General features: G+C 38.2%; 25 protein-coding genes and 1 pseudogene. 11 read left to right on the forward strand and 15 right to left on the reverse strand.

The genetic code is table 11. The annotated features are described in order from the left end of the window. Positions 1 to 3 precede the first annotated feature (3 nt). From KJR31_RS02470 to KJR31_RS02495, 6 genes are all read right to left on the reverse strand, one after another. Positions 4 to 783 carry a ribonuclease HII gene (locus KJR31_RS02470; RefSeq protein WP_214261917.1) on the reverse strand — a complete coding sequence of 260 codons (780 nt, stop codon included), beginning with the start codon at positions 781 to 783 and terminating at the stop codon, positions 4 to 6. After that, on the reverse strand, positions 770 to 1,621 hold the full coding sequence (gene ylqF, locus KJR31_RS02475) for a ribosome biogenesis GTPase YlqF (protein WP_214261918.1): 852 nt from the start codon (positions 1,619 to 1,621) through the stop codon (positions 770 to 772). Before ylqF ends, KJR31_RS02470 begins: the two co-directional genes overlap by 14 nt. 146 nt (positions 1,622 to 1,767) lie before the next feature. Continuing rightward, positions 1,768 to 2,742 (reverse strand): phosphate acetyltransferase, encoded by a 975-nt coding sequence (pta, locus tag KJR31_RS02480; protein ID WP_004252952.1) that lies wholly within the window; start codon positions 2,740 to 2,742, stop codon positions 1,768 to 1,770. Positions 2,743 to 2,757: 15 nt separating this feature from the next. Continuing rightward, positions 2,758 to 3,657, reverse strand: coding sequence for an RluA family pseudouridine synthase (locus tag KJR31_RS02485; RefSeq protein ID WP_214261919.1), 900 nt, complete (start codon positions 3,655 to 3,657; stop codon positions 2,758 to 2,760). Beyond that, positions 3,654 to 4,472: an NAD kinase gene (locus KJR31_RS02490; RefSeq protein WP_214261920.1), complete on the reverse strand. Its 819-nt coding sequence runs from the start codon at positions 4,470 to 4,472 to the stop codon at positions 3,654 to 3,656. The genes KJR31_RS02485 and KJR31_RS02490 overlap by 4 nt, the downstream gene beginning before the upstream one ends. Next, positions 4,456 to 5,127: a GTP pyrophosphokinase gene (locus KJR31_RS02495; RefSeq protein WP_214261921.1), complete on the reverse strand. Its 672-nt coding sequence runs from the start codon at positions 5,125 to 5,127 to the stop codon at positions 4,456 to 4,458. The genes KJR31_RS02490 and KJR31_RS02495 overlap by 17 nt, the downstream gene beginning before the upstream one ends. A gap of 133 nt (positions 5,128 to 5,260) precedes the next feature. Here KJR31_RS02495 and KJR31_RS02500 point away from each other — a divergent pair, with 133 nt between their 5' ends. The 7 genes and pseudogenes from KJR31_RS02500 (at position 5,261) to KJR31_RS02530 (ending at position 10,030) form a co-directional block, all read left to right on the forward strand. Further along, positions 5,261 to 5,830 carry a CYTH domain-containing protein gene (locus tag KJR31_RS02500; protein WP_214261922.1) on the forward strand — a complete coding sequence of 190 codons (570 nt, stop codon included), beginning with the start codon at positions 5,261 to 5,263 and terminating at the stop codon, positions 5,828 to 5,830. Between the two features lie 123 nt (positions 5,831 to 5,953). Next, on the forward strand, positions 5,954 to 6,904 hold the full coding sequence (locus tag KJR31_RS02505; RefSeq protein ID WP_214261923.1) for a ribose-phosphate diphosphokinase: 951 nt from the start codon (positions 5,954 to 5,956) through the stop codon (positions 6,902 to 6,904). A gap of 15 nt (positions 6,905 to 6,919) precedes the next feature. Next, complete coding sequence (locus tag KJR31_RS02510) at positions 6,920 to 8,035, forward strand: cysteine desulfurase family protein (protein ID WP_214261924.1); 1,116 nt, start codon at positions 6,920 to 6,922, stop codon at positions 8,033 to 8,035. A gap of 4 nt (positions 8,036 to 8,039) precedes the next feature. Continuing rightward, a complete protein-coding gene (locus KJR31_RS02515; protein ID WP_214261925.1) occupies positions 8,040 to 8,387 on the forward strand; it encodes a DUF1831 domain-containing protein in 348 nt (115 codons plus the stop codon). Between the two features lie 9 nt (positions 8,388 to 8,396). Further along, positions 8,397 to 8,601 (forward strand): annotated as a pseudogene (locus tag KJR31_RS02520) (DUF4649 family protein). Positions 8,602 to 8,683: 82 nt separating this feature from the next. Then, on the forward strand, positions 8,684 to 9,325 hold the full coding sequence (locus KJR31_RS02525) for a redox-sensing transcriptional repressor Rex (protein ID WP_049496213.1): 642 nt from the start codon (positions 8,684 to 8,686) through the stop codon (positions 9,323 to 9,325). 15 nt (positions 9,326 to 9,340) lie between these two features. After that, positions 9,341 to 10,030, forward strand: coding sequence for a gamma-glutamyl-gamma-aminobutyrate hydrolase family protein (locus KJR31_RS02530; RefSeq protein ID WP_049496210.1), 690 nt, complete (start codon positions 9,341 to 9,343; stop codon positions 10,028 to 10,030). A 23-nt stretch (positions 10,031 to 10,053) separates the two neighbouring features. On the opposite strand, the gene radC is transcribed toward KJR31_RS02530, so the two are convergent. Continuing rightward, on the reverse strand, positions 10,054 to 10,734 hold the full coding sequence (gene radC, locus KJR31_RS02535) for a RadC family protein (RefSeq protein ID WP_214261926.1): 681 nt from the start codon (positions 10,732 to 10,734) through the stop codon (positions 10,054 to 10,056). A gap of 63 nt (positions 10,735 to 10,797) precedes the next feature. Continuing rightward, a complete protein-coding gene (locus tag KJR31_RS02540; protein WP_214262519.1) occupies positions 10,798 to 12,078 on the reverse strand; it encodes an O-acetylhomoserine aminocarboxypropyltransferase/cysteine synthase family protein in 1,281 nt (426 codons plus the stop codon). 191 nt (positions 12,079 to 12,269) lie between these two features. On the opposite strand from KJR31_RS02540, the gene KJR31_RS02545 reads away from it, so the two are divergent. Then, positions 12,270 to 12,965, forward strand: coding sequence for a VIT1/CCC1 transporter family protein (locus KJR31_RS02545; protein WP_214261927.1), 696 nt, complete (start codon positions 12,270 to 12,272; stop codon positions 12,963 to 12,965). A gap of 55 nt (positions 12,966 to 13,020) precedes the next feature. Here the strand turns inward: KJR31_RS02545 and KJR31_RS02550 are convergent, their stop codons facing one another. Genes KJR31_RS02550 through KJR31_RS02560 form a run of 3 tightly spaced genes read right to left on the reverse strand, consistent with a single transcriptional unit; the run spans position 13,021 to position 15,918 of the window. Continuing rightward, a complete protein-coding gene (locus KJR31_RS02550) occupies positions 13,021 to 13,293 on the reverse strand; it encodes a PspC domain-containing protein (protein WP_214261928.1) in 273 nt (90 codons plus the stop codon). 59 nt (positions 13,294 to 13,352) lie between these two features. Further along, on the reverse strand, positions 13,353 to 13,802 hold the full coding sequence (locus KJR31_RS02555; RefSeq protein ID WP_214262520.1) for a SprT family protein: 450 nt from the start codon (positions 13,800 to 13,802) through the stop codon (positions 13,353 to 13,355). After that, complete coding sequence (locus KJR31_RS02560; protein WP_214261929.1) at positions 13,789 to 15,918, reverse strand: Tex family protein; 2,130 nt, start codon at positions 15,916 to 15,918, stop codon at positions 13,789 to 13,791. The genes KJR31_RS02555 and KJR31_RS02560 overlap by 14 nt, the downstream gene beginning before the upstream one ends. 155 nt (positions 15,919 to 16,073) lie before the next feature. Here KJR31_RS02560 and KJR31_RS08580 point away from each other — a divergent pair, with 155 nt between their 5' ends. From KJR31_RS08580 to KJR31_RS02570, 3 genes are read left to right on the forward strand one after another with little or no spacing between them, the layout of a single operon-like run. Beyond that, positions 16,074 to 16,205, forward strand: a complete 132-nt coding sequence (locus KJR31_RS08580; protein WP_284444641.1) for an SPJ_0845 family protein — start codon at positions 16,074 to 16,076, stop codon at positions 16,203 to 16,205. After that, complete coding sequence (locus KJR31_RS02565; RefSeq protein ID WP_214261930.1) at positions 16,206 to 17,111, forward strand: permease; 906 nt, start codon at positions 16,206 to 16,208, stop codon at positions 17,109 to 17,111. Next, positions 17,108 to 17,923 (forward strand): TIGR03943 family putative permease subunit, encoded by an 816-nt coding sequence (locus KJR31_RS02570; protein ID WP_214261931.1) that lies wholly within the window; start codon positions 17,108 to 17,110, stop codon positions 17,921 to 17,923. Before KJR31_RS02565 ends, KJR31_RS02570 begins: the two co-directional genes overlap by 4 nt. Positions 17,924 to 17,941: 18 nt before the next feature. Here the strand turns inward: KJR31_RS02570 and KJR31_RS02575 are convergent, their stop codons facing one another. The 4 genes from KJR31_RS02575 to aguB all read right to left on the reverse strand — a co-directional run bounded on the left by KJR31_RS02575 (position 17,942) and on the right by aguB (position 21,393). Continuing rightward, a complete protein-coding gene (locus KJR31_RS02575; protein WP_214261932.1) occupies positions 17,942 to 18,553 on the reverse strand; it encodes a tetratricopeptide repeat protein in 612 nt (203 codons plus the stop codon). Positions 18,554 to 18,570: 17 nt separating this feature from the next. After that, positions 18,571 to 19,623 carry a hypothetical protein gene (locus KJR31_RS02580; RefSeq protein WP_214261933.1) on the reverse strand — a complete coding sequence of 351 codons (1,053 nt, stop codon included), beginning with the start codon at positions 19,621 to 19,623 and terminating at the stop codon, positions 18,571 to 18,573. An 8-nt stretch (positions 19,624 to 19,631) separates the two neighbouring features. Then, a complete protein-coding gene (locus tag KJR31_RS02585) occupies positions 19,632 to 20,408 on the reverse strand; it encodes a nucleotidyltransferase domain-containing protein (protein ID WP_214261934.1) in 777 nt (258 codons plus the stop codon). A gap of 109 nt (positions 20,409 to 20,517) precedes the next feature. Next, positions 20,518 to 21,393, reverse strand: coding sequence for an N-carbamoylputrescine amidase (gene aguB / locus KJR31_RS02590; RefSeq protein ID WP_214261935.1), 876 nt, complete (start codon positions 21,391 to 21,393; stop codon positions 20,518 to 20,520).

Here is a 21,393-nt window from a genome sequence, read left to right on the forward strand (position 1 = left end):
TAATTATCTTTTACTAGTTTCTGAAACGATCGTTTTAATCGGTTCAAAACTGGTGCGATGAATATGTGTGACACCATGCTTTTCAATTCCTTCTAAATGCTTAGCAGTTCCATAGCCAGCATTTTGAGCAAAATCATAGCCTGGAAATTCTTCGTCATAGTTAGCCATGATCTTATCTCTGGTAACCTTAGCAACGATAGATGCCGCTGCAATAGACAGCGAATTAGCATCTCCTTTAATGATGGATGTCTGAGAAATCGGCAAATCCAACTTCATAGCATCAATCAAAAGATGTTCTGGCTGAGGTTCAAGTTGCGAAACAGCTTCCTTCATAGCTAGTTTTGTCGCTTCATAGATATTGACTTGGTCAATGACATGATTGTCCATAATCCCAATACCGATTGTTAGGGCATTCTCTTTGACAGCCTGAAAAATCTCCTCGTGTTTTTTCTTAGGAATTTTTTTGCTGTCATTTAAACCTTTTATTTTACAATTTTTGGGAAGAATGACTGCCGCAGCAACAACAGGTCCGGCCAAAGGACCACGTCCAACCTCATCTACACCAGCAATTAGGGATGTCCCTTTACTATATAGATTTTTTTCATAGCGAAGCATGCCTTCTAAGCGGAGATTTTCATCCATTTCTGCTTGGATGGCCTTTTTACGCTTTTCAATTTCCTTTTGGACACCTGAACGAGAATCTTTTTCAAATTCCTTAAATAAGGGACTTTCAAGTTCTCTTATTTTTGCTAATTCTTCTTTGATTTCTTTAATCGTTGTCATTGAGATCATCCAATGTATCTAAGGTATAGTTACCAAGTTTTCCATCACGAACTTCTTTGACAAAAAGGTTGTAAAAACGGTCGTAATCATCACGAAAACCTAGGATGCGAGTCATATCCATAATGATTTCTGGAGCTTCATCGTTCAGATTCATTTGTTTAAAACGTTCTTGAAGCTTCTCGGGGTAATGTGTTTTAAAGTAATTGAGACCGAAAATCGTTACCTCATCCATTGGAAGTAACTGATCCTTGATGGCTCCCGTAAGTGCAAGTTTAAGAGCAACAGTTTCATCTTCAAATTTTGGCCAAAGAATCCCAGGGGTATCCAAAATTTCTAAATCCTTATTGGTTTTAAGCCATTGCTGGCCTTTTGTCACACCAGGCTTGTTTCCAACTACAGCAATTTTCTTACCAGCCAAACGGTTCATCAGAGTTGACTTTCCTGCGTTTGGAATCCCAATAATCATTGTACGTAAGGTCTCAATTTGAATACCACGTTCTTTTTGACGAGCAATCTTATCAGCCATGAGTTTCTTTGCAGCATCGGTCACGACTTTTACCGTAATTTGCTCTTTAGAGTTGATAGCAAGCGTTTGAATTCCTTGCGATTCAAAGTGCTGACGCCACTCTTTTGTTAATGCTGGGTCTGCAAGGTCTGCCTTGTTCAGAATCAATAGTCTTGGTTTGTCCCCGATGATTTTAGTCAGCATTGGATTTTGGCTAGACAAGGGCAAGCGTGCATCCACTAAAACTGTCACAAAATCAACAAATTTTAAATTTTCCTGGACTTGACGTCTTGCTTTTGACATATGGCCAGGAAACCATTGAATAGTCGCCATTTTATTTCCTTTTCTTCATACAAACTTATTTCATAAAATATAGATGATTACTGACTATTTTACCATATTTTAGCTATTATTGCAGATGAATTGTGTCTTTAAAAAGGGAAATCCCCCTTTGCCAAGAGGAAAAGAGGGAAAAATTTTTATTGATGAACAGCTTGTGCTGCAGTAATCAGAGTTAGTTTGTAAACATCATCAGAGTTACATCCACGTGAAAGGTCATTTACTGGTTTGTTAAGTCCTTGCAAAACAGGTCCAACTGCAGCAAATCCACCAAGACGTTCTGCCATCTTGTAACCAATGTTACCTGCTTCAATACCAGGGAAGATGAAGACATTAGCTTGTCCAGCTACATTACTTCCTGGAGCTTTAAGAGCTGCAGTTTCCGGAACGAAGGCAGCATCGAATTGTAATTCACCATCAATTTCAAGGTCTGGACGCAATTCGTGTGCGATTTTAGTTGCTTCAACAACCTTATCAACACTTTCACCAAAACCTGAACCTTTAGTTGAGTAGCTAAGCATAGCAATCTTAGGTTCAATACCAAACATTTTAGCTGTGATAGCTGAGTTAATAGCAATTTCAGCTAGAGCATCAGCATCGGGGTTGATGTTGATCGCACAGTCACCGAACAAGTAACGCTCAGTGCCACGGACCATGAGGAAGGCACCTGATGTACGGCTAACATTTGGACGAGTCTTGATAATTTGAAGAGCTGGACGAACAGTTGAAGCTGTTGAGTGAATAGCACCTGAAACCATACCATCTACTAAGCCCATATAAACTAACATAACACCAAAGTAGTTCACATCATTGATGAGCACTTCTCTCGCTTCTTCTTCTGTCATTTTTCCTTTACGACGTTCAACAAGAGAAGCTACCATTTCTTCAAATTGTGGGTAATTTTCTGGATTAATAACTTCGTAGCCGTCTGTAATTCCTTCAATTTCAAGATAGATTTTAATCTTTTCAGGGTTTCCTAATAGTACAGGGATAACTTCTGTTTCTTTTACCAAACGCTTGGTTGCTTGTAGAATACGTGGTTCTTCACCTTCAGGTAAGACGATGCGTGCATTTTTACCAACTAGGTTGGCTTTCAAACTTTCAAAAACTTCCATGAGTTTTGACTCCTTTTAAGATAAATTATTATTTGATAACTGTGTTATAAGTGTGTTGAAATCATCCGGCAGTGGGCATTCCAGCTCTAACTGCTCTTCTAAGAAAGGATGATAGAACGATAAGTAATGACAATGAAGAGCTTGGCGTTCTATGCCATGATCTAGGCTTCCCCCATAAAGGTCATCTCCCAGCAATGGAAACCCTATATGCGAGAAATGTACTCGAATCTGATGAGTTCTACCCGTGTGAAGACGAATATCGACTAGATGGATATCCCCATAAGATTCCACGATTTGATAGGAAGTGTGAGCATATTTTCCACCCTTTGCTACTCGCCTAGTAATGATGGAATCTTCATCTCGAGCTATTGGTGCTATGATTTCTCCCTGAGGTTCCAGATGCCCATTTCCCTTGACAAGAGCGAAATACCGCTTTTCAATTGCCTTTTTTTGCAATTGCTTGTCTAGTCTGGCGTGTGCGTAGCCATGTTTAGCAAAAAGCATCAAACCAGAGGTATCTCGATCAAGTCGAGTCACAATGTGAACCTGTTGATTCTCATAATTTTGGTCTACATAGTAGCCCTTAATAAAGTTTGCAATGGTATTAGAGTGATTAACACTAGGTATTGACGCAACTCCAAAAGGTTTGTTTATAACCAAGAAGTGATCATCTTCAAAGAGAATATCTAGAGGATAATCAATTGCTTCCAGGGTCTCAAAACCTTCCTCTGGAGGAATGTCAATGACAACTTCATCTCCAATATCTAAAAGATAGGTTGCATTCTGCGGATGTCCATTCACTCGAATATCACCGCCTCGAAACTTTATCTTAGCAAGTAACCCTTTTGAAACTTCATGTTTTTTTAAAAAGGTTTTTACCTTGACATGTTCGTCGGCATTAAACTGAAACCTCATTCGTCTACCTCACCAATAAAGGCATCTTTAACACGATTCCAAAAACTGGTGTGGCTTGGCGTGGCTACAAAATGAATCTTATGATGATCAATCTGATACTCTATTTTCTCAATATTTCGGAAAGAATAAATACTATTATCGATTGAGATTGTGTGATAGTCATTTCGAGTTGGTATCAATTCAATCTTGTCTTTTTTAGGAACAATAATTGATGAACCAAGTGTGCGGTAGATTCGGTTGTTCAAACTAGCAATTTCAGCTAATTGCAAGGCTTCTATAGTCGGATGAAGGACTGCTCCACCGAGGGATTTATTATATGCAGTACTTCCAGTCGGCGTTGAAACTGTTAGGCCATCACCACGAAAGCGTTCGAAGGGAACATGGTTAATAATGACATCAGCAACCATAGTTCGATCCGCTCGACGAATGCTAGCTTCATTTAATGCTCGGAAAGACTTGACTTCACCATTTTCGAGAAATATTTTGACACTTAAGAGTGGATAAGAAACTTGAGCTCCATTATCCAACTGTAAATTTGTAACCAATTGGTCCAACTCAAAATCACGATAATCCGTATAAAAACCTAAATGTCCTGTATGAACCCCAACAAAACGAACCTTATCCAGTTGGTTTTCATACTTATGAAAAGCAGACAACAACATCCCATCTCCACCAATAGAGACAACGATATCTGGATTTTTATCATTTAGGATAAAATTATTCTTTTTTAATCGTTCTTTTAATTCGAATAGAACTTTCTGACTCTGAGGCTTACGGTTGGCAATTAGGTCAATTCGTTTACCTATATTCTTCATCGGTATCGTCACTGTTTCCTACCCCGTCATTTAATTTTCTGTGCAAAGGATCAAAGAGCGCTTGTGCTTCCTGAATATCAGCACGTATTTTACTCATTTCTTCATCTAGCTGATGTGAAATTCTGGCTGTAATTTCAAGTCGTTCCTTGATTTCTTCAGGGAAGTCTCCCTGATATTTATAGTTGAGGGAATGTTCGATTGTAGCCCAAAAATTCATAGCCAAGGTACGAATTTGAATCTCAACTAGAATGGTTTTTGCACCGTAAATGGTATCAACCGTATACTCAATAATCACATGGTAAGAACGATAACCTGATGCCTTACGGTGTGTGATATAATCACGTTCTTGAACAACTCTCATATCCTGTCTTTTACGAAGGATAGAAACAACCTCTTTTACGTCGTCTACGAATTGAACCATGACACGTAAACCTGCAATATCTTGCAAATCTTGTTCGAGTGTGTCGTAGCCAATACCTCGGCGTGCCATTTTTTCTTTGATACTTTCAATCGGTTTAACCCGACCCGTGACAAACTCGATTGGAGAATGGCGGTTTTGTTTTCTATATTGTTTTCGGATTCCTCGGAGTTTAATTTTTAGCTCTCCGACAGCTTGAATGTAAGGATCTAAAAATTCTTCCCATTCTGTAATCATATAACTATTACATCCAATTCTTTAAGCAGTTTCATTCATCTAGTTTTTGATTTTCTCATGAAAATCATATACAATAAATACAATGCTTATTATACCATAAATCGCTTTCAAATATAAAGAAAAGGTTGAAAAAATGAAACATTTAGAAATTGAAATGAAAACACTTCTCAGTGAAGAAGAATATAACCGATTGCAAGCTCAATTTTTAGAAGTCACACCAATTACACAAAAAAATTACTACCTGGACACACCTGATTTTTATCTTCGCCAACATAAAATCGCTATGCGCATTCGTACCTTCGATACAAGCGCTGAATTGACCATTAAAATCCCTCAAGAGGTTGGAAATATGGAATACAACCAAGCGCTTACTCTTGAGGAAGCTAACGATTGTCTCGAAGAATGTAAACTCCCTCAGGGCATGATTATGGACGAACTAAAAAATCGAGGACTTTCACCAAATGGTTGGGTAGTTTTAGGTTGCCTAACTACTGTTCGTTACGAAAAAGAAACAGCTATTGGACTCATGGCGCTTGATCAAAGTCTTTACTTCGATATTGTAGATTATGAACTAGAGCTAGAAGTTGAGAATGGTGACCAAGGAAGTCTTGATTTTCAAGAGTTTTTACGAGCAAATGAAATCCAATATAAGAAGGCTCCTTCAAAATTAGTACGATTTATAGAAAATATGAAAAAATACTGAAATAATCTTCTTTTTTTGATAAAATAGAAGGGATAAAAAATAATTGAGTCTGCGAAAGAAAACACCTTCTTTTAAATTAGTTTTTTTCGCTGATTTCCATAGTTTATAGAGGACGGTTTATCAATGTCAGATACAAAAAATATGAAGCTTTTTTCACTTTCATCTAATCATGAAATTGCTCAAAAGATTGCAGATGCTGCAGGTGTTCCACTTGGGAAATTATCTTCTCGTCAATTCTCTGATGGCGAAATCCAAGTAAACATTGAAGAAAGTGTACGTGGATATGATGTTTACATTATTCAGTCTACTTCTTATCCCGTTAGCAATCATTTAATGGAGCTTTTAATCACAGTCGATGCTTGTGTTCGAGCTAGTGCAAATACAATAAATGTTGTCATGCCTTATTTTGGTTATGCACGTCAAGACCGTATTGCTTCTTCTCGTGAGCCTCTTACAGCTAAACTTGTTGCGAATATGTTGGTAAAAGCTGGAGTTAGTCGGGTATTAACTCTTGATCTTCATGCTGTTCAGGTTCAAGGTTTCTTTGATATTCCTGTAGATAACCTCTATACAATCCCACTATTTGCAAAACACTACTGCGATAAAGGGTTGACTGGTTCAGATGTGGTTGTTGTTAGTCCTAAAAACTCTGGTGTAAAACGGGCTCGTAGTCTTGCAGAATACCTAGATGCACCAATTGCTATCATCGACTATGCTCAAGATGATTCTGAACGTAGCCAAGGTTACATTATCGGTGATGTTGAAGGTAAGAAGGCAATCTTGATTGATGACATTCTTAACACCGGTCGCACTTTCTCTGAAGCTGCTAAAATTTTAGAACGTGATGGAGCAACAGAAATTTACGCAGTATCTAGTCATGGACTGTTCGTTAACGGTGCTGCGGAGTTGTTGGATGCTGCTAATATCAAGGAAATTCTGGTTACAGATTCTGTATCAACAGAAAGTAAAAAACCTCAAAACGTTCAATACATCACTGCAAGCGAATTGATTGGTGATGCAATGGTTCGTATTCACGAAAGAAAACCAGTTAGTCCACTATTTAAATTTAAATAGAAATTAGGTGAGTTTTTGATTTATTTAGATAATGCTGCTACGACACCGATGTCATCTGCAGCTATCTCAGCAATGACTCAAGTCATGCAAGAAACTTATGGCAACCCTTCTAGTATTCATGGCCATGGGCGTCAAGCAGGCAAATGTTTACGTGAAGCACGTCAAGAATTAGCAGGGTTACTAGGTACAAAGCCCCAACACATTTTCTTTACTTCTGGTGGGACCGAGAGCAATAATACAGCTATTATTGGTTACTGTCTCCGTCATCAAAATCGTGGGAAACACATTATTACTACTGCTATTGAGCATCATGCAGTTCTTGAGCCAATCGAATATCTGGTAGAAAATTTCGGATTTGAAGTAACGATTTTAAAACCTGAAAATCAAGAAATTACAGCAGACCAGGTAAAACATGCACTGCGTGAAGATACCATTCTAGTTTCAACTATGTATGTCAACAACGAAACTGGTACTCTATTACCAATAGCTGAGATTGGTGAAGTTCTAAGAGAACATCCAACAGCTTATCATGTAGATGCTGTTCAAGCTGTCGGGAAGCTAGAGATTCTTCCTGAAGAACTAGGAATAGATTTCCTCAGTGCTTCCGCCCATAAATTTCACGGTCCCAAGGGTATCGGTTTCCTATACGCTGCTTCTACAGATTTTGATTCTTATCTACATGGTGGAGATCAAGAACAGAAAAAAAGAGCAGGGACAGAAAATCTTCCCGCAATTATAGGTATGGTTGCAGCTCTTAAGGACGATCTTGAACATTTAGAAAGTAATTTTGAAAAAGTTCAAAAGCTACAGAAAATGTTTCTGGCCGAGATGGGCGGAGTAAACTATTATCTAAATCAAGGTAAGAAAAATCTCCCTTATGTCCTCAATATCGGATTCCCAGGTCAACGTAATGATCTGCTACTCCTTCGTCTGGATCTTGAAGGTATTTCGATTTCAACAGGATCCGCTTGTACAGCTGGTATTGTTCAGGTCAGTCATGTTCTTCAAGCCTGCTACGGAGAGGATTCTCCTCGCTTACATGAATCTGTTCGCGTCAGCATTTCACCTCAAAATACAGAACAAGAAATGATAACTCTCGCCAAAACTTTAAAAGAAATTATCGGAGGTTAACTCAATGGCATTTGAACAAACGATTAAACTAAAAAATTGTCGTTATGATTATACACTTAGCCCAACCGTAAAAAAGTTCACACTAAAAGATAACACTTTTTTTGAGACAAAGGTTGGTAACTATGAATTAACACGCCTTCTTGAAAAAGTTCCAAACAGTGGAGAAGGTTTTCAACTCAAGATTATTATCAATAAAGACTTGACAGGTGCAAAAATCAATATCACTGATAAATTTGGCTTACGTCTAGTTGATATCTTCAAATCAGAAGAAACTCATATTCACCAAGAAAAATTCTACTTCTTGATGGACAGTCTTGTGGAACGTGGTGTCTTTACTAAAAGCGAAAAATAGAAAGCAATTATGTATCAATTAAATTATAAAGATAGCTATCAAGTAGACCGTGTGCTAGAATACGAAGACTACGATGCTCTTATGTTGTCGCGTGACTCTTCCAGATACGACTCTTATCACTTCCTTAACACATGATAGAATTGAAATCTATCAAGGGCTTCTAGGTAACCTCTACCGCTTTTTAAGAACTTACCACGAAACTAAGATAAACTAAGATTTTTTCTTAGTTTTTTTTCGTTATTGTTGCAATTTTCACAAGCTTTCTATAAAATAGTAGATAGAAAGGTTGTGATTTTGTGAAAGAAAAACAGTCTGCTATTCCTAAAGCAACAGCAAAGAGACTTTCTCTCTATTACCGTATTTTTAAAAGATTTAATGCCGAGAAAATTGAAAGAGCTAATTCCAAACAAATTGCAGAAGCGATTGGAATTGATTCTGCCACTGTTCGTCGTGACTTCTCTTACTTTGGCGAACTTGGACGTCGTGGATTTGGCTATGATGTTAAAAAGCTCATGAACTTTTTCGCTGATCTTTTAAATGATAATTCTATTACCAATGTTATGCTTGTGGGTATTGGAAATATGGGACATGCCCTCCTCCACTACCGCTTTCATGAGCGCAACAAAATGAAAATTATCATGGCTTTTGACCTAGATGATCATCCAGAGGTTGGTACCAAAACACCCGACGGTGTTCCAATCTATGGAATCTCTCAAATAAAGGACAAAATTAAGGATAGTGATGTTAAAACTGCTATTCTTACTGTTCCTAGTGTTAAATCTCAAGAAGTTGCGGAACTTTTGGTTAATGCTGGTATCAAAGGTATCCTCAGTTTTTCTCCTGTTCACCTACATCTTCCTAAAGACGTAGTTGTTCAGTATGTCGATCTTACTAGCGAACTTCAAACCCTCCTCTATTTCATGCGAAAAGAGGATTAGAAAGCGAATTGATTTATGAAAAAACCAGTTATTGGGATTACAGGAAATGAAACCCCGCATCCAGATGATGATCTTATGATGAGTTATGCTGCCAAAGGCTTTGTTGAAGGAGTTAAGGAAGCTGGAGGTATCCCCATTATCCTACCAATTGGTGATGAAGAAATGGCTGGTTACTACATCAGCCTAATTGATAAACTCATACTAACAGGTGGGCAAAATGTTGACCCAAAATTCTATGGTGAACCTAAATCTATCGATAGTGATGACTACCATCTTCAAAGAGACATTTTTGAACTAGCACTCATCAAAGAGGCCATCAAACAAAAGAAACCGATTTTCTCTGTCTGTCGTGGCACTCAACTCTTTAATGTAGCTATGGGGGGATCTCTCTATCAAGAGATTGAGGATCATTGGCAAGATACTTCTGCTGAGTATACAACTCAGAGACTGGTTACTGAACCGGATACGATTCTCCGAGAAATATATGGGGAAATTTCTCATATCAACTCTTTTCATCATCAAAGTATTAAGGATCTAGCTCCGAATCTAAAGGTTGTAGCTCACGATCCTAAAGATGGTATTATCGAAGCTGTTACAACTACAGACGGCTTCCCTTATCTTGGTGTTCAATGGCATCCAGAATTCCTTTTTGAAAATCGTCCTAAGGATAAAGAACTCTTTAACTATGTTGTGAATAAATTGTAAAACCTGTATCATATACAGGTTTTTTATATCATATCCGTCTTCTCACGATAACTAAAATAATCAGAATGAGAGACAATTAAATGGTCCAATAAGACCAATCCCATTAATTCGCAGGCTTCTTTAACAAGCTTTGTAACATGGTCATCATTGGGGCTAGGAACTACTGCTCCTGATGGATGGTTATGAACCAGAATCACAGATGTTGCCATATGCTTCAAAGCGTAGTGGAGAATTTCTCTCGGTTCAGCAATGCTTCTCGTGGCAGACCCGATAAAAATGGTCTGCTGGTGAATGATTTGATTTTGAGTATTCAGATAGAGCGCCACTAGGTGCTCTTGTTTTTTATCTCCAAGCTCAGACTGCATCTTTTTAGCTAATTTACGACTGCTAAGAATACTCTCCATTTCCACTGTTTCCCTTTTATGGATACGGTAGCCTAATTCAATAACGGCTTGTAATTCGATAGCCTTAACACGTCCAATACCCGATAGAGTCTGCAATTCCTGTAGACTCATTCTTTTGAGGTCAGTTAAACATGTCATCTGATTTAAGACCTTCTGTGCTATTTCAAAAACATTGGCCTGTTTTGTCCCTGTCCTTAATAATATAGCCAATAATTCCTGATTGCTGAGGGCTCCCACTCCTTCCCTTACCAATCTTTCTCTAGGTAAGAGTGAATCTTCTTGAAATGATATACTATACATAAAAATCCTCCTCACTTTATTATTCGTGAGAAGGATGCTTAATTTGATAAAAATAAGTTATTTTTAGATTTTTTCAAGTGCTAGTCGTAAATCTTCGATCAAATCATCGACATTTTCAAGACCGATTGAAAGTCGGATTTGATTTTTAGTTACTCCTGCAGCTTCTAAATCTGAATCAGACAACTGAGCATGCGTTGTAGTTGCCGGGTGAACGACCAATGATTTTGCATCTGCTACATTGGCTAGGTTTGAAAAGATTTCTAAGCTATCAATCACCTTACGAGCTTCTGCTTCTCCGCCTTTAACATGGAAGGTAAAGATTGAACCAACACCTTTTGGTAGATATTTCTCCGCTAAGGCATGGTAAGGGCTATCAGCTAATTTTGGATAATTAACTTTTTCAACTTTTGGATGGTTCACAAGGAAATCAACGATTTTCTCAGCATTTTGAACATGACGTTCAACACGGAGAGATAGTGTTTCAAGACCTTGTAGAAGCAAGAATGAGTTAAATGGTGAAAGGGCAGCTCCCATATCGCGAAGCAATTGCACGCGAGCAGCAACGATAAAGGCTGCAGCACCTACATCTCGAGTATAGCTTAAATTATGGTAGCTTGGATCTTCATTGACGAATTGAGGGAATTTCCCTGAAGCTGCCCAATCAAACTTACCGCTATCAACAATGACACCGCCAATAGTTGTACCGTGACCACCGATAAATTTAGTTGCCGAGTGAACTGAGATGTCTACACCATGGGAAAAGACATTGATAAGATAAGGCGTTGCAAAAGTATTATCTGCAACCAAAGGAATATGGTGTTTGTGAGCAATTTCAGCAATTTTTTCGATATCAGGAATGTTGATAACTGGATTACCCAAAGTTTCAATCAAAACAAGTTTTGTATTGTCTTTAATCGCTGCTTCCACTTCTTCTAGATTATCAATATCTACAAATGTTGTGGTAATTCCATATCGAGGAAGGGTTTCTTTCAAAAGGTTAAAGGTACCACCGTAGATAGTTGAAGCTGCAACCACGTGGTCTCCTGCATGAGCAAGTCCAAGGATAGTATAAGTAAGAGCTGCCATCCCAGAAGCTGTGGCAAGTGCACCTACTCCGCCTTCCAGTGCTGCAATACGCTCTTCAAAGGCTGAAGTTGTTGGATTGGTAATACGAGTATAGATATTTCCAGCTTTTTGAAGGGCAAAAAGGTCTGCACCCTCCTGTGTATCTTCAAATACAAAAGATGTTGTTTGATAAATAGGGACAGCACGAGACTTGGTAGTATCATCTACCACTTGTCCTGCATGCAATTGAAGAGTTTCAAATTTAAATTCACGAGTCATCATCAGACCTCCAAAGATTTCATTAAATTAATTGTATCATCTATGACAGTCAGTTACAAATACAACTTTATTATATATAGGCATAAGCAATAGCTATGGCTATTATTAAAATTGTAGAACTTTTTTCAGATAGTTTAAAAAGTTTGTTTTCACTCCTCCTATACTTTATAATGAATATAAAGGAGAAGACTATGTCAGAAATTACACATGAAATTGATTCAAACTTCGCTGGTCGTTTAAATATTTTACGTGCTGGTGTGCTCGGAGCCAATGACGGGATCATTTCCATCGCTGGAGTTGTTATCGGGGTTGCCAGTGCAACCAGCAATATCTGGATTATCTTTCTCTCAGGTTTGGCTGCCATCTTAGCGGGTGCCTTCTCTATGGCTGGAGGTGAATATGTTTCAGTATCCACTCAAAAAGACACTGAAGAAGCCGCTGTAGCTCGTGAGCAATTACTTTTGGATAAGGATATGGAAGCTGCCAAGAAATCCCTCTACGCAGCCTATCTTCAAAATGGTGAGTGTGAAACTTCCGCTCAACTATTAGTCAACAAAGCCTTTCTAAAAAATCCACTGAAAGCTTTAGTTGAAGAAAAATACGGAATCGAGTATGAAGAGTTTACAAATCCTTGGCATGCTGCGGCATCTAGCTTTATCGCTTTTGTTCTTGGTAGTCTACCACCAATGCTTTCGATTACCATCTTTCCAAGTGACTTTCGAATCCCTGCTACTGTTTTTATCGTTGCGATTTCTCTATTGATCACAGGTTATACCAGTGCAAAACTCGGAAAAGCCCCAACCAAAACAGCTATGATTCGTAACCTCTGTATCGGTCTTTTAACCATGGGAGTTACCTATCTATTTGGTCAGTTGTTTAGTATTTAAAAAAGATACCTTACGGTATCTTTTTTATTATCCAAACATAAACTATTAAGTAAAACTACCAAAACCAACCTTTATCATCATCGATTGGTTCAGCTTCTTTGATTTTACGTGGTCCTGTTCCGTACATTTCTGCTTCGATATCCTCCTTGGTTGGTAAGATAGAAGCTAGGATGATGTAGATGATGATCCCAAGTCCGAAGTTTGCAATTGTAAAGATAGCAAAAATGAAGCGTACAAGAGTAACATCAAGATCCCATTTATCAGATAGTCCAGCAAGTACACCTGATATCATACGATTTCGTCTCATTTTATAAAATTTTGTATTCATAGTTTCTACCTCTTTCGGTATTCTTGAAATCAGTATAACATGAATTAAAACTGTTTACATCAGTCCTTGGACGTATTTTGCAAAATGAGTTTACCGCGACAAAGGCCACATCGATAACGTTTGGTATCCATTCGTCGCTTTCGTTGATAAGTTTGACTACAAGTTTGACAAGTATAGACTAGAACTGGTTTTTGACTGACACTTGATAAAGGAGGAACAAAGCGGAGTCCATCTACTTCTTTTAGCAGATTTTTAAAGGCTACATCTCTATGTTTATATCCCTTACCCTCATAGTATAGATGATAATGACAGAGTTCGTGACGGACAATTTTCCGAAAAACCTCTAAACCAAGTTCTTGATAGACTTTGGGATTAAAATCCAAATGCCCATCCTTTGGAAAGAATCGTCCACCTGTCGACCGTAGGCGAGTATTCCATTGAGCTTGGTGTTTGAAAGGTTTCCCAAAGTCTTCTAAAGAGATTTGTTTAACGTAATCAGTTAGATTCATCTGGTGCAAGGAGCGACAGATTTACTTTTTCTCGTTGGACATCAATTTTCTTCACCCAAACGGTTACCAAATCACCTACTGAAACGACTTGACTCGGATGCTTGATGAATTTCTTACTCATGTGAGAGATATGAATCAGGCCATCCTCGTGAATACCAATGTCAACAAAGGCACCGAAGTCAACGACATTACGGACAACACCCTCAAGCTTTTGTCCAACTTTTAAATCCTTGATATCCAAGACATCCTGACGAAGGACTGGAGCATCAAAGGAATCACGGAAATCTCGACCTGGTTTGAGAAGGTCTGCAATAATATCTTTAAGAGTTTCTTGACCGAGGTCTAGCTCTTGTGACATTTCCTTAATTGAAATAGATTTGAGTTTGGTTTGCGCTTCTTCATTTAGGTCTTTAATGTCCAAACGTTTGAAGAGTTCTTTAACAGCAACATAGTTTTCTGGGTGAACACCCGTGTTATCAAGGATATTGCTACTTTCAGGGATACGGAGGAAACCTGCAGCCTGCTCAAAAGCTTTAGCACCTAAACGAGGAACTTTCTTAATTTGGGCGCGTGAAGTGATTTTACCTTCTTCTTCGCGATACTTAACGATATTCTCAGAGATCGTTTTGTTAAGACCAGCTACGTGTGAAAGTAAGGCTGGACTAGCCGTATTGATATTAACACCGACTTGGTTCACGACTGTATCCACAACAAAGTCAAGACTTTCAGACAGTTTCTTTTGACTAACATCGTGCTGATATTGACCGACACCGATGGATTTTGGATCAATTTTAACCAATTCAGCAAGGGGGTCTTGCAAGCGACGGGCAATAGAAATAGCAGAACGTTTTTCAACGGTTAAGTCAGGAAACTCTTGTCGAGCAAGTTCACTAGCGGAGTATACGGAAGCTCCACTCTCATTGACAATAACATAGCTAACCTCAGGGAAATCTTTAAGTACTTCAGCGACGAAGGCTTCGCTCTCCCGACTAGCAGTACCATTTCCGATAGCAATGATTTCAACACCATATTGGCCAATCAAATCTGCCAAATCTCTCTTAGCTTCTTCGATCTGACGAGCAGAAGCTGGTTTGACAGGATAAATAACTTGTGTTGTCAGCATTTTCCCAGTCGCATCTACGACCGCAAGCTTGGCACCCGTACGAAAGGCAGGGTCAAATCCAAGCACCACGCGCCCTTTAAGAGGTGCAACAAGGAGAAGATTACGGAGGTTTTCTGAGAAGAGTTGAATTGCTCCTTCCTCTGCCTTCTCTGTTAGTTCAGTACGAATACGACGCTCAATAGCTGGTAATACTTTTTTCTTAACTGATTGCTGGACAACTTCGTCAATATAAGCATTCTTAACCTTGAACCGAGCTGCAAAGAAAGATACAATTCTATCAGTCGCGTGCTCAAAGCCAATTTTCAAAATGCCTAGCTTCTCCCCACGATTAAGGGCAAGAGTGCGATATCCCTGCATATTGGCAACTGTTTCTGAGAAGTCATAATAAATCTGAAAGACTTGTTTTTCATCTAAAGTTTCGTCCTTGACTTGGGAAGTAATCTTAGAATGTCTAAGTACCTCTTGATAAGTCATTGAACGTAAAGTAACATCCTCAGATAGAGCTTCAACCAAGATATCAACTGCACCTGCTAAAGCCTCTTGAGGCGTAGCAAATCCTTCACAGACAAATGATTCTGCTTCTTTTTCTAGGTCAGAAACATTTTGTAAGATTAAGCGAGCAAGTGGGAAGAGTCCTGCCTCACGCGCAATCGTTGCCTTAGTGCGACGTTTTTCCTTATAAGGAAGATAGAGTTCTTCTACATCAGCTAGTTTTTCAGCTGCTAAAATAGCTTCTTCTAACTCCTTAGTTAGCTTGCCTTGTTCTTTGATTTTGGCTAAGACAGCTTCTTTACGATCATTAAGAGCAGTTAGACTTTTATCAAGGTCTATAATAGCCTTAATGGCCACTTCATCCAAGCTACCAGTCATGTCTTTCCGATAACGAGCGATAAAAGGAATAGTTGCTCCTTCAGCTGTCAAAGATAAGACAGTATCAATTTGTTTTAAGGTTACACCCAAATCTTGGGAAATTTTTTCATATTTTTTATCCATGAAACTATTATACCATAAGGAAGAAAGCTTGTTTTCATTAATTTGTTGCTTTATTTCAACTTTATAAAGATAATAGCCATGTTTGTTTTAAAAAACAACTATTTCTTAGAAATAATAGTATAATAGAGGTAACATAAAGAATTGAGGTATACCCTATGGCTGTTAAATTTACAAAAACTGATGACTTAGATAAGATGTTCGAAGAATTCGCTAAACTACCTGACTTGAAGCAAGTGACTTTCCCAGACGACAAAGAAAAGAAAGGTAAGACAGAAAAGAAAAAATAGATGACACTCTTTCAAAGTTTACCTTCTAGTGTGCTACAAGCTGGCGCCATTTTTCTTTCAATTATCATTGAAGCTTTACCCTTTGTCTTAATCGGTAGCATCATCTCTGGTGCCATTGAAGTCTATGTCACACCTGAGAAAGTTTATAAATTTCTCCCTAAAAATCGCTTGGGGAGAATCTTTTTTGGTAGCTTCATCGGTTTTCTCTTCCCTTCTTGTGAGTGTGGAATCGTTCCGATCATCAATCGCTTTTTAGAAAAAAAGGTTCCTAGCTATACAGCGGTACCTTTTCTAGTAACGGCTCCTATCATCAATCCCATCGTACTTTTTGCGACTTATTCAGCCTTTGGTAATTCATTTAAAATGGTCTTACTCCGCGCTTTGGGCGCGATTCTTGTTGCTACTATATTGGGTATCTTTCTTGGATTTTTCTGGGAGAAACCTATCCAAAAAGAAAATAGGTTGGCTTGCCATGAGCATGATTTTTCTCACTTGACTAAAAGTCAAAAAATCCTTCAAGTCTTTATCCAAGCTATTGATGAATTCTTTGATATGGGGCGTTACTTGGTCTTTGGCTGTCTTTTTGCCAGCATCGTTCAGGTCTATGTACCAACTCGAATCCTAACATCTATCAGTGCATCACCACTGCTTGCGATTATTCTTCTGATGGTCTTATCTTTCCTACTATCTCTCTGTAGTGAAGCGGATGCCTTTATCGGATCTTCTCTTCTATCAAGTTTTGGTCTCGCTCCAGTATTAGCCTTTCTAGTTATAGGCCCCATGCTGGATGTCAAGAACCTACTCATGATGAAGAATTATCTCAAAACGAGCTTTATTTGGCAGTTCATGGCAATTGTCACTCTTGTTGTACTTGTATATTCTTATCTAGTCGGGGTGATGTTATGATTCGATTTCTTATTTTATTTGGCTACTTTATCTTAAGCCTTTATCTGCACCTATCAGGAAAGCTCAATCAGTATATAAACCTCCACTACTCATATCTGGCTTATATCACTATGTTTTTATCTTTGTTACTAGCCATTGTTCAAGCTTATACTTGCTTCAAGCGCTATAAAAAACACAGTCACTTACACAGTATTTCTGCCAAGCTTGCTAGTTTTATCCTCTTAGGTTTGCCCTTGTTGGTTGGATTTACCTTCCCAACAGTCACTCTGGATTCACAAACAGTATCGGCAAAAGGATATTATTTTCCTTTGTCGGAAGGAACTGACAAGGCAATCCAAGCAAGTGAAGGTACCAGCAGTCAGTATCTCAAGCCGGATACTAGCAGATTTTATTCAAAAACTGCTTATGAAAATATTGTTAGGAAGACTGCTGATAAATACTTAGGCCAATCAAGCATTGTCATCAAGGATGAGAATTACTTGGAAGTCATGGAGGTCATCTATGATTTTCCAAATGAATTTGAAGGTAAGGAGATTGAGTTTACTGGTTTTGTCTACAATGATCCCAATTACGCCAATAGTCAATTTGTCTTTCGTTTTGGTATCATGCACTGTATTGCTGATTCGGGTGTTTTTGGTCTCTTGACTACAGGAAATAGCAATCAGTATGAAAATAACACCTGGGTCAGAGTCAAAGGTAAGATTAGGAATCACTATCACAAAGAACTAAACCAAGTCCTCCCAACTCTCGAAGTCCAGTCTTTCATCAAAGTAGACAAACCCGAAAATACTTATGTTTACAAAGAATTTTAAAAAGTAGCCTGAGGGGGGCTACTTTTTCTTGTTTAGTAAGGTTTTAACTTCTTGTGCTCCGATCTGATCGCCAGCTTTTTCAAAAAGTTCGATAGCTTGTAAAAAATTCTCTTGCGATTTTTCTGAATTTTCAGCAGAATAAATCTCACCTAAACCTCTATAGGAACAGGCTTGAGCTATCAGATCATCTGTTTGTAATGCTTGCTTTAAGGACCGTTCCATATAAATGATTGCTTTTGCTATTTCCCCTAGTTTTAATCGTAAATAACCTTGCTCATAATTATTGACAGAAAATTTGAGTGCATCCTCTGGAAAAGATTTTTCAATGATTTCTCGCTCTTTATCGATATAGTTAAGAGCTGTTTGATAGTCATTCATTTCACGATAAACCATGGCTAACTGGTGATATCCTATATGTTCATTTTCTTTATCTTGACTTGATATTGCTATTTCAAGATAGTTTTGATAAATTGTCAAAGCTTCTTTGTAATCTTTTTCAAAGAGCTTAATATACCCCATTAAATTGAGAAGGCTGTAATCCTTGCAAGTTTCTAACGAGAAAGTTTCTGAGACTAATTTCTTGGCCTCTTCAATCTTCCCCTCAAACAATAATTCCCAGGCTTGATTCATGCTTAAACTCCTTTATCTTAAGTTGTATAGAAATTAATTGACAAATCGCTATCAGACTCGTATTTTTTCCAAGCTAAACTGAAGCCATAATAATCTTCAAATTCAGTATGCCAGTCATAATAAAGTGGGATACGACTATATTTTCTTGCAACAACTTCGTCTTCAAATTCTGGAGACTCTCCTGCAGTAATTCCAAATTGAAGACCATTTAGTTCCCAAGTATTTCCCCAAACATTTTCGTCTGATAGAACATCAATCCAACGAGAGGCGTCAATATCAAAATCTGCACATAACTCTAGAGTAAAGAATTTTCTATAGTTTACTTTGGCGGGCTTAATATAAAAGGCACCATCCACCTGATACTTTTTATCTCTGGCTTGTATTTGTGAGATTTTCATTGGAATAGGAACTCCATTTAACTCTAACCAAAAGTGTCCCAAGGGAGTTTTAATTCCATTATAGATTTGTTTAGAATCTACTTTTACTTTTTTCAAGCAAGCATCTAAAATTCTCCCATGTTTAACTATATTTGCACAAACTATTTTTGAAGTCTCAGGATCAAAAATAGAATACCTACGGATGACACATTTTAACTTTTCAACGGGAAAAGTGATATCCTTTGGTAGGGCATGATACTCCTGGACAACTAAAGCAGTTTTTTCAGTATTTTCCTTTCCTACTGGGACAATAACAGCATGCCCAACATGAATAGTTGGGTCGTCACAGATATAAGTATAACCATTTCCACCTTCTTGAAACTCAACAACTACAATATTTAACTCTTGATCAGGATCGAAAAGTGGTTCTGCTTTTGCACTGGTCTGGCGCTCATAAAAAGTGAAATAATCTTTATTATCCTCTTCACCAAAGACAATAAAACTACCACAATTTGGGCATTTCCACATATAGAAGGAAGCTTCTGAAATGTCTTCATAGGAAATTCTATTATCTTCATCAGTCTTGTTAAAAATTTCTTCAAGCAACTCATCCGAGTATACCGAATAAGCATTTGGATCAGGCGCTTTGTGGTCGTTCATTGCTTGACCACATCTACAAGTCCATTTTCCCATAATTAACCTCAGTCACGACTTAATTCTTCAAGGAAAAATTGATTGAGAGCTTTCCAGTCTTTCTTTTCCTCTGTAACACTTTGGACGTATTCATCCAGCTCTTGGATATTTTTGATGATGTAGTCCTGAATTGGCTTTATCGGCTTAATTTCCATACCTTCGGGTCCCTTTACCTTTATATCAAGCAATCTAGACACATGCTCTTTCATTTCATCAGGTAGTAGTTCTTTGACCAAATCATCAAACAAAATCGGTGGAACAGAGTGATGTTTTTCAATCCAACGACAAGCTAAAATAGGACGCAAAGCATAGAAATACTTTTTAGGTTTGACCTTATCTCCTGAAAGATACTTATTCATTTGAGTTCTAGCTGTATTCAAGTAATGGTGGAGCATCTTTTTCTCGGAAAAATACTGACTGACAAGCGGACGGATACGGTCAATAAAATCTGGATCTTGCTGGTAAACGATTGGCGACTGTAACCACTCAAAGAGGGTTGGATTTGATTTATAAAGTAACTTTAAAGCCTTGTCCAAATCCCAGCCACTCACATCCCATGTATCGTCAATTGGAAGTTCGATAACATCACGATGATCATTCAAGCTAAGATAAAAATCTTGCTTGTGCTTGTATAGGAAACGTACATCAAAGTCACTATCAGGAGACTCAAAGCCCCAAGCGCGACTACCAGACTCAATTGCCCACAAAACTATAACATCATAATCACGCTCAATTTCTGCTAGTTTTTCAGGTACCAGAACATTCATTTCTTCTTGTGTTTGCATGATGGTCAACTTTCTTATTAACTTCTTATACCTCATTTTATCAGAATCCAAGGACATTATCAAAAATTATTATAGTATATATAGAAAAAAGCCTATAGTAGGCCTTTTCTTATCTGACAATATCTTTATACATGTCTGGTCTTCTATCTCTAAACAGACCCCAGTTCAGGCGCTCGCTTGCTCCCTTGTCAAGGTCATAAGTGGTTAAGAGGATTGCTTCATCTTGTCGTTCAGCTTGACTTAAAATAGCTCCTGTTTCATCGGTCATGAAGGATGAACCGTAGAAGTTTAGACTGGAGGTTTGTCCTCCATTTTCCTCGCAAGGAGTGACTTCTTCCAAACCATAACGATTAGCAGCAATAACTGGCACAATATTTGCTGCTGCGTGTCCTTGCATGGTACGTTGCCAATGACCACAACTATCGGTATCCAAAATCGGCTCCGAACCAATAGCTGTTGGATAAAAAAGCAATTCTGCACCATTTAGGGCAAGGCAACGGGCCGTTTCAGGGAACCACTGATCCCAACAGATGCCAATTCCAATCTTGGCATAGCGAGTATCCCAGACCTTGAAACCAGTATTTCCAGGAGTGAAAAAGAATTTCTCTTGATAATAATGGTCATCTGGTATATGAGTTTTGCGATAAACTCCCAACACTTCTCCATCTGCATCGATGACAGCTATCGAATTGTATAAGACATTCCCATCTTTTTCATAAAAACTGATTGGTAAAACGACCTTTAGCTCCTTGGCAATCCCTTTAAAATGCTGAATAGCTATATTTTCTGTCACCGACTGGGCATACTGGTAGTAGTCATACTGACGCTCCTGACAGAAATAGGGACGTTCAAATAATTCAGGCAAGAGAATAATTTGGGCTCCTTGCTCAGCAGCTTGTCGAACTAGACGTTCAGCTGTTTGTATATTGGTTTCCACATTCTTAGCGCATTGCATCTGAATAGCTGCAACCGTTACATTTCTCAT

Source organism: Streptococcus infantis (assembly GCF_018499575.1).
Classification (GTDB): Bacteria; Bacillota; Bacilli; order Lactobacillales; family Streptococcaceae; genus Streptococcus; species Streptococcus infantis_K.

Coding starts and splice junctions, on each gene's coding strand:
- KJR31_RS02495 (WP_214261921.1), bottom strand. CDS start 5,127: ATGATTACAGAATGGGAAGAATTTTTAGATCCTTACATTCAAGCTGTC.
- KJR31_RS02560 (WP_214261929.1), bottom strand. CDS start 15,918: ATGGATAAAAAATATGAAAAAATTTCCCAAGATTTGGGTGTAACCTTA.
- KJR31_RS02585 (WP_214261934.1), bottom strand. CDS start 20,408: ATGCAAACACAAGAAGAAATGAATGTTCTGGTACCTGAAAAACTAGCA.
- KJR31_RS02530 (WP_049496210.1), top strand. CDS start 9,341: ATGAAAAAACCAGTTATTGGGATTACAGGAAATGAAACCCCGCATCCA.
- KJR31_RS02485 (WP_214261919.1), bottom strand. CDS start 3,657: ATGAGGTTTCAGTTTAATGCCGACGAACATGTCAAGGTAAAAACCTTT.
- KJR31_RS02490 (WP_214261920.1), bottom strand. CDS start 4,472: ATGAAGAATATAGGTAAACGAATTGACCTAATTGCCAACCGTAAGCCT.
- radC (WP_214261926.1), bottom strand. CDS start 10,734: ATGTATAGTATATCATTTCAAGAAGATTCACTCTTACCTAGAGAAAGA.
- KJR31_RS02550 (WP_214261928.1), bottom strand. CDS start 13,293: ATGAATACAAAATTTTATAAAATGAGACGAAATCGTATGATATCAGGT.
- KJR31_RS02500 (WP_214261922.1), top strand. CDS start 5,261: ATGAAACATTTAGAAATTGAAATGAAAACACTTCTCAGTGAAGAAGAA.
- KJR31_RS02515 (WP_214261925.1), top strand. CDS start 8,040: ATGGCATTTGAACAAACGATTAAACTAAAAAATTGTCGTTATGATTAT.
- KJR31_RS02470 (WP_214261917.1), bottom strand. CDS start 783: ATGACAACGATTAAAGAAATCAAAGAAGAATTAGCAAAAATAAGAGAA.
- KJR31_RS02565 (WP_214261930.1), top strand. CDS start 16,206: ATGACACTCTTTCAAAGTTTACCTTCTAGTGTGCTACAAGCTGGCGCC.
- KJR31_RS02580 (WP_214261933.1), bottom strand. CDS start 19,623: ATGGGAAAATGGACTTGTAGATGTGGTCAAGCAATGAACGACCACAAA.
- KJR31_RS02570 (WP_214261931.1), top strand. CDS start 17,108: ATGATTCGATTTCTTATTTTATTTGGCTACTTTATCTTAAGCCTTTAT.
- KJR31_RS02555 (WP_214262520.1), bottom strand. CDS start 13,802: ATGAATCTAACTGATTACGTTAAACAAATCTCTTTAGAAGACTTTGGG.
- KJR31_RS02505 (WP_214261923.1), top strand. CDS start 5,954: ATGTCAGATACAAAAAATATGAAGCTTTTTTCACTTTCATCTAATCAT.
- aguB (WP_214261935.1), bottom strand. CDS start 21,393: ATGAGAAATGTAACGGTTGCAGCTATTCAGATGCAATGCGCTAAGAAT.
- KJR31_RS02575 (WP_214261932.1), bottom strand. CDS start 18,553: ATGAATCAAGCCTGGGAATTATTGTTTGAGGGGAAGATTGAAGAGGCC.
- KJR31_RS02540 (WP_214262519.1), bottom strand. CDS start 12,078: ATGACTCGTGAATTTAAATTTGAAACTCTTCAATTGCATGCAGGACAA.
- pta (WP_004252952.1), bottom strand. CDS start 2,742: ATGGAAGTTTTTGAAAGTTTGAAAGCCAACCTAGTTGGTAAAAATGCA.
- ylqF (WP_214261918.1), bottom strand. CDS start 1,621: ATGGCGACTATTCAATGGTTTCCTGGCCATATGTCAAAAGCAAGACGT.
- KJR31_RS02545 (WP_214261927.1), top strand. CDS start 12,270: ATGTCAGAAATTACACATGAAATTGATTCAAACTTCGCTGGTCGTTTA.
- KJR31_RS08580 (WP_284444641.1), top strand. CDS start 16,074: ATGGCTGTTAAATTTACAAAAACTGATGACTTAGATAAGATGTTCGAA.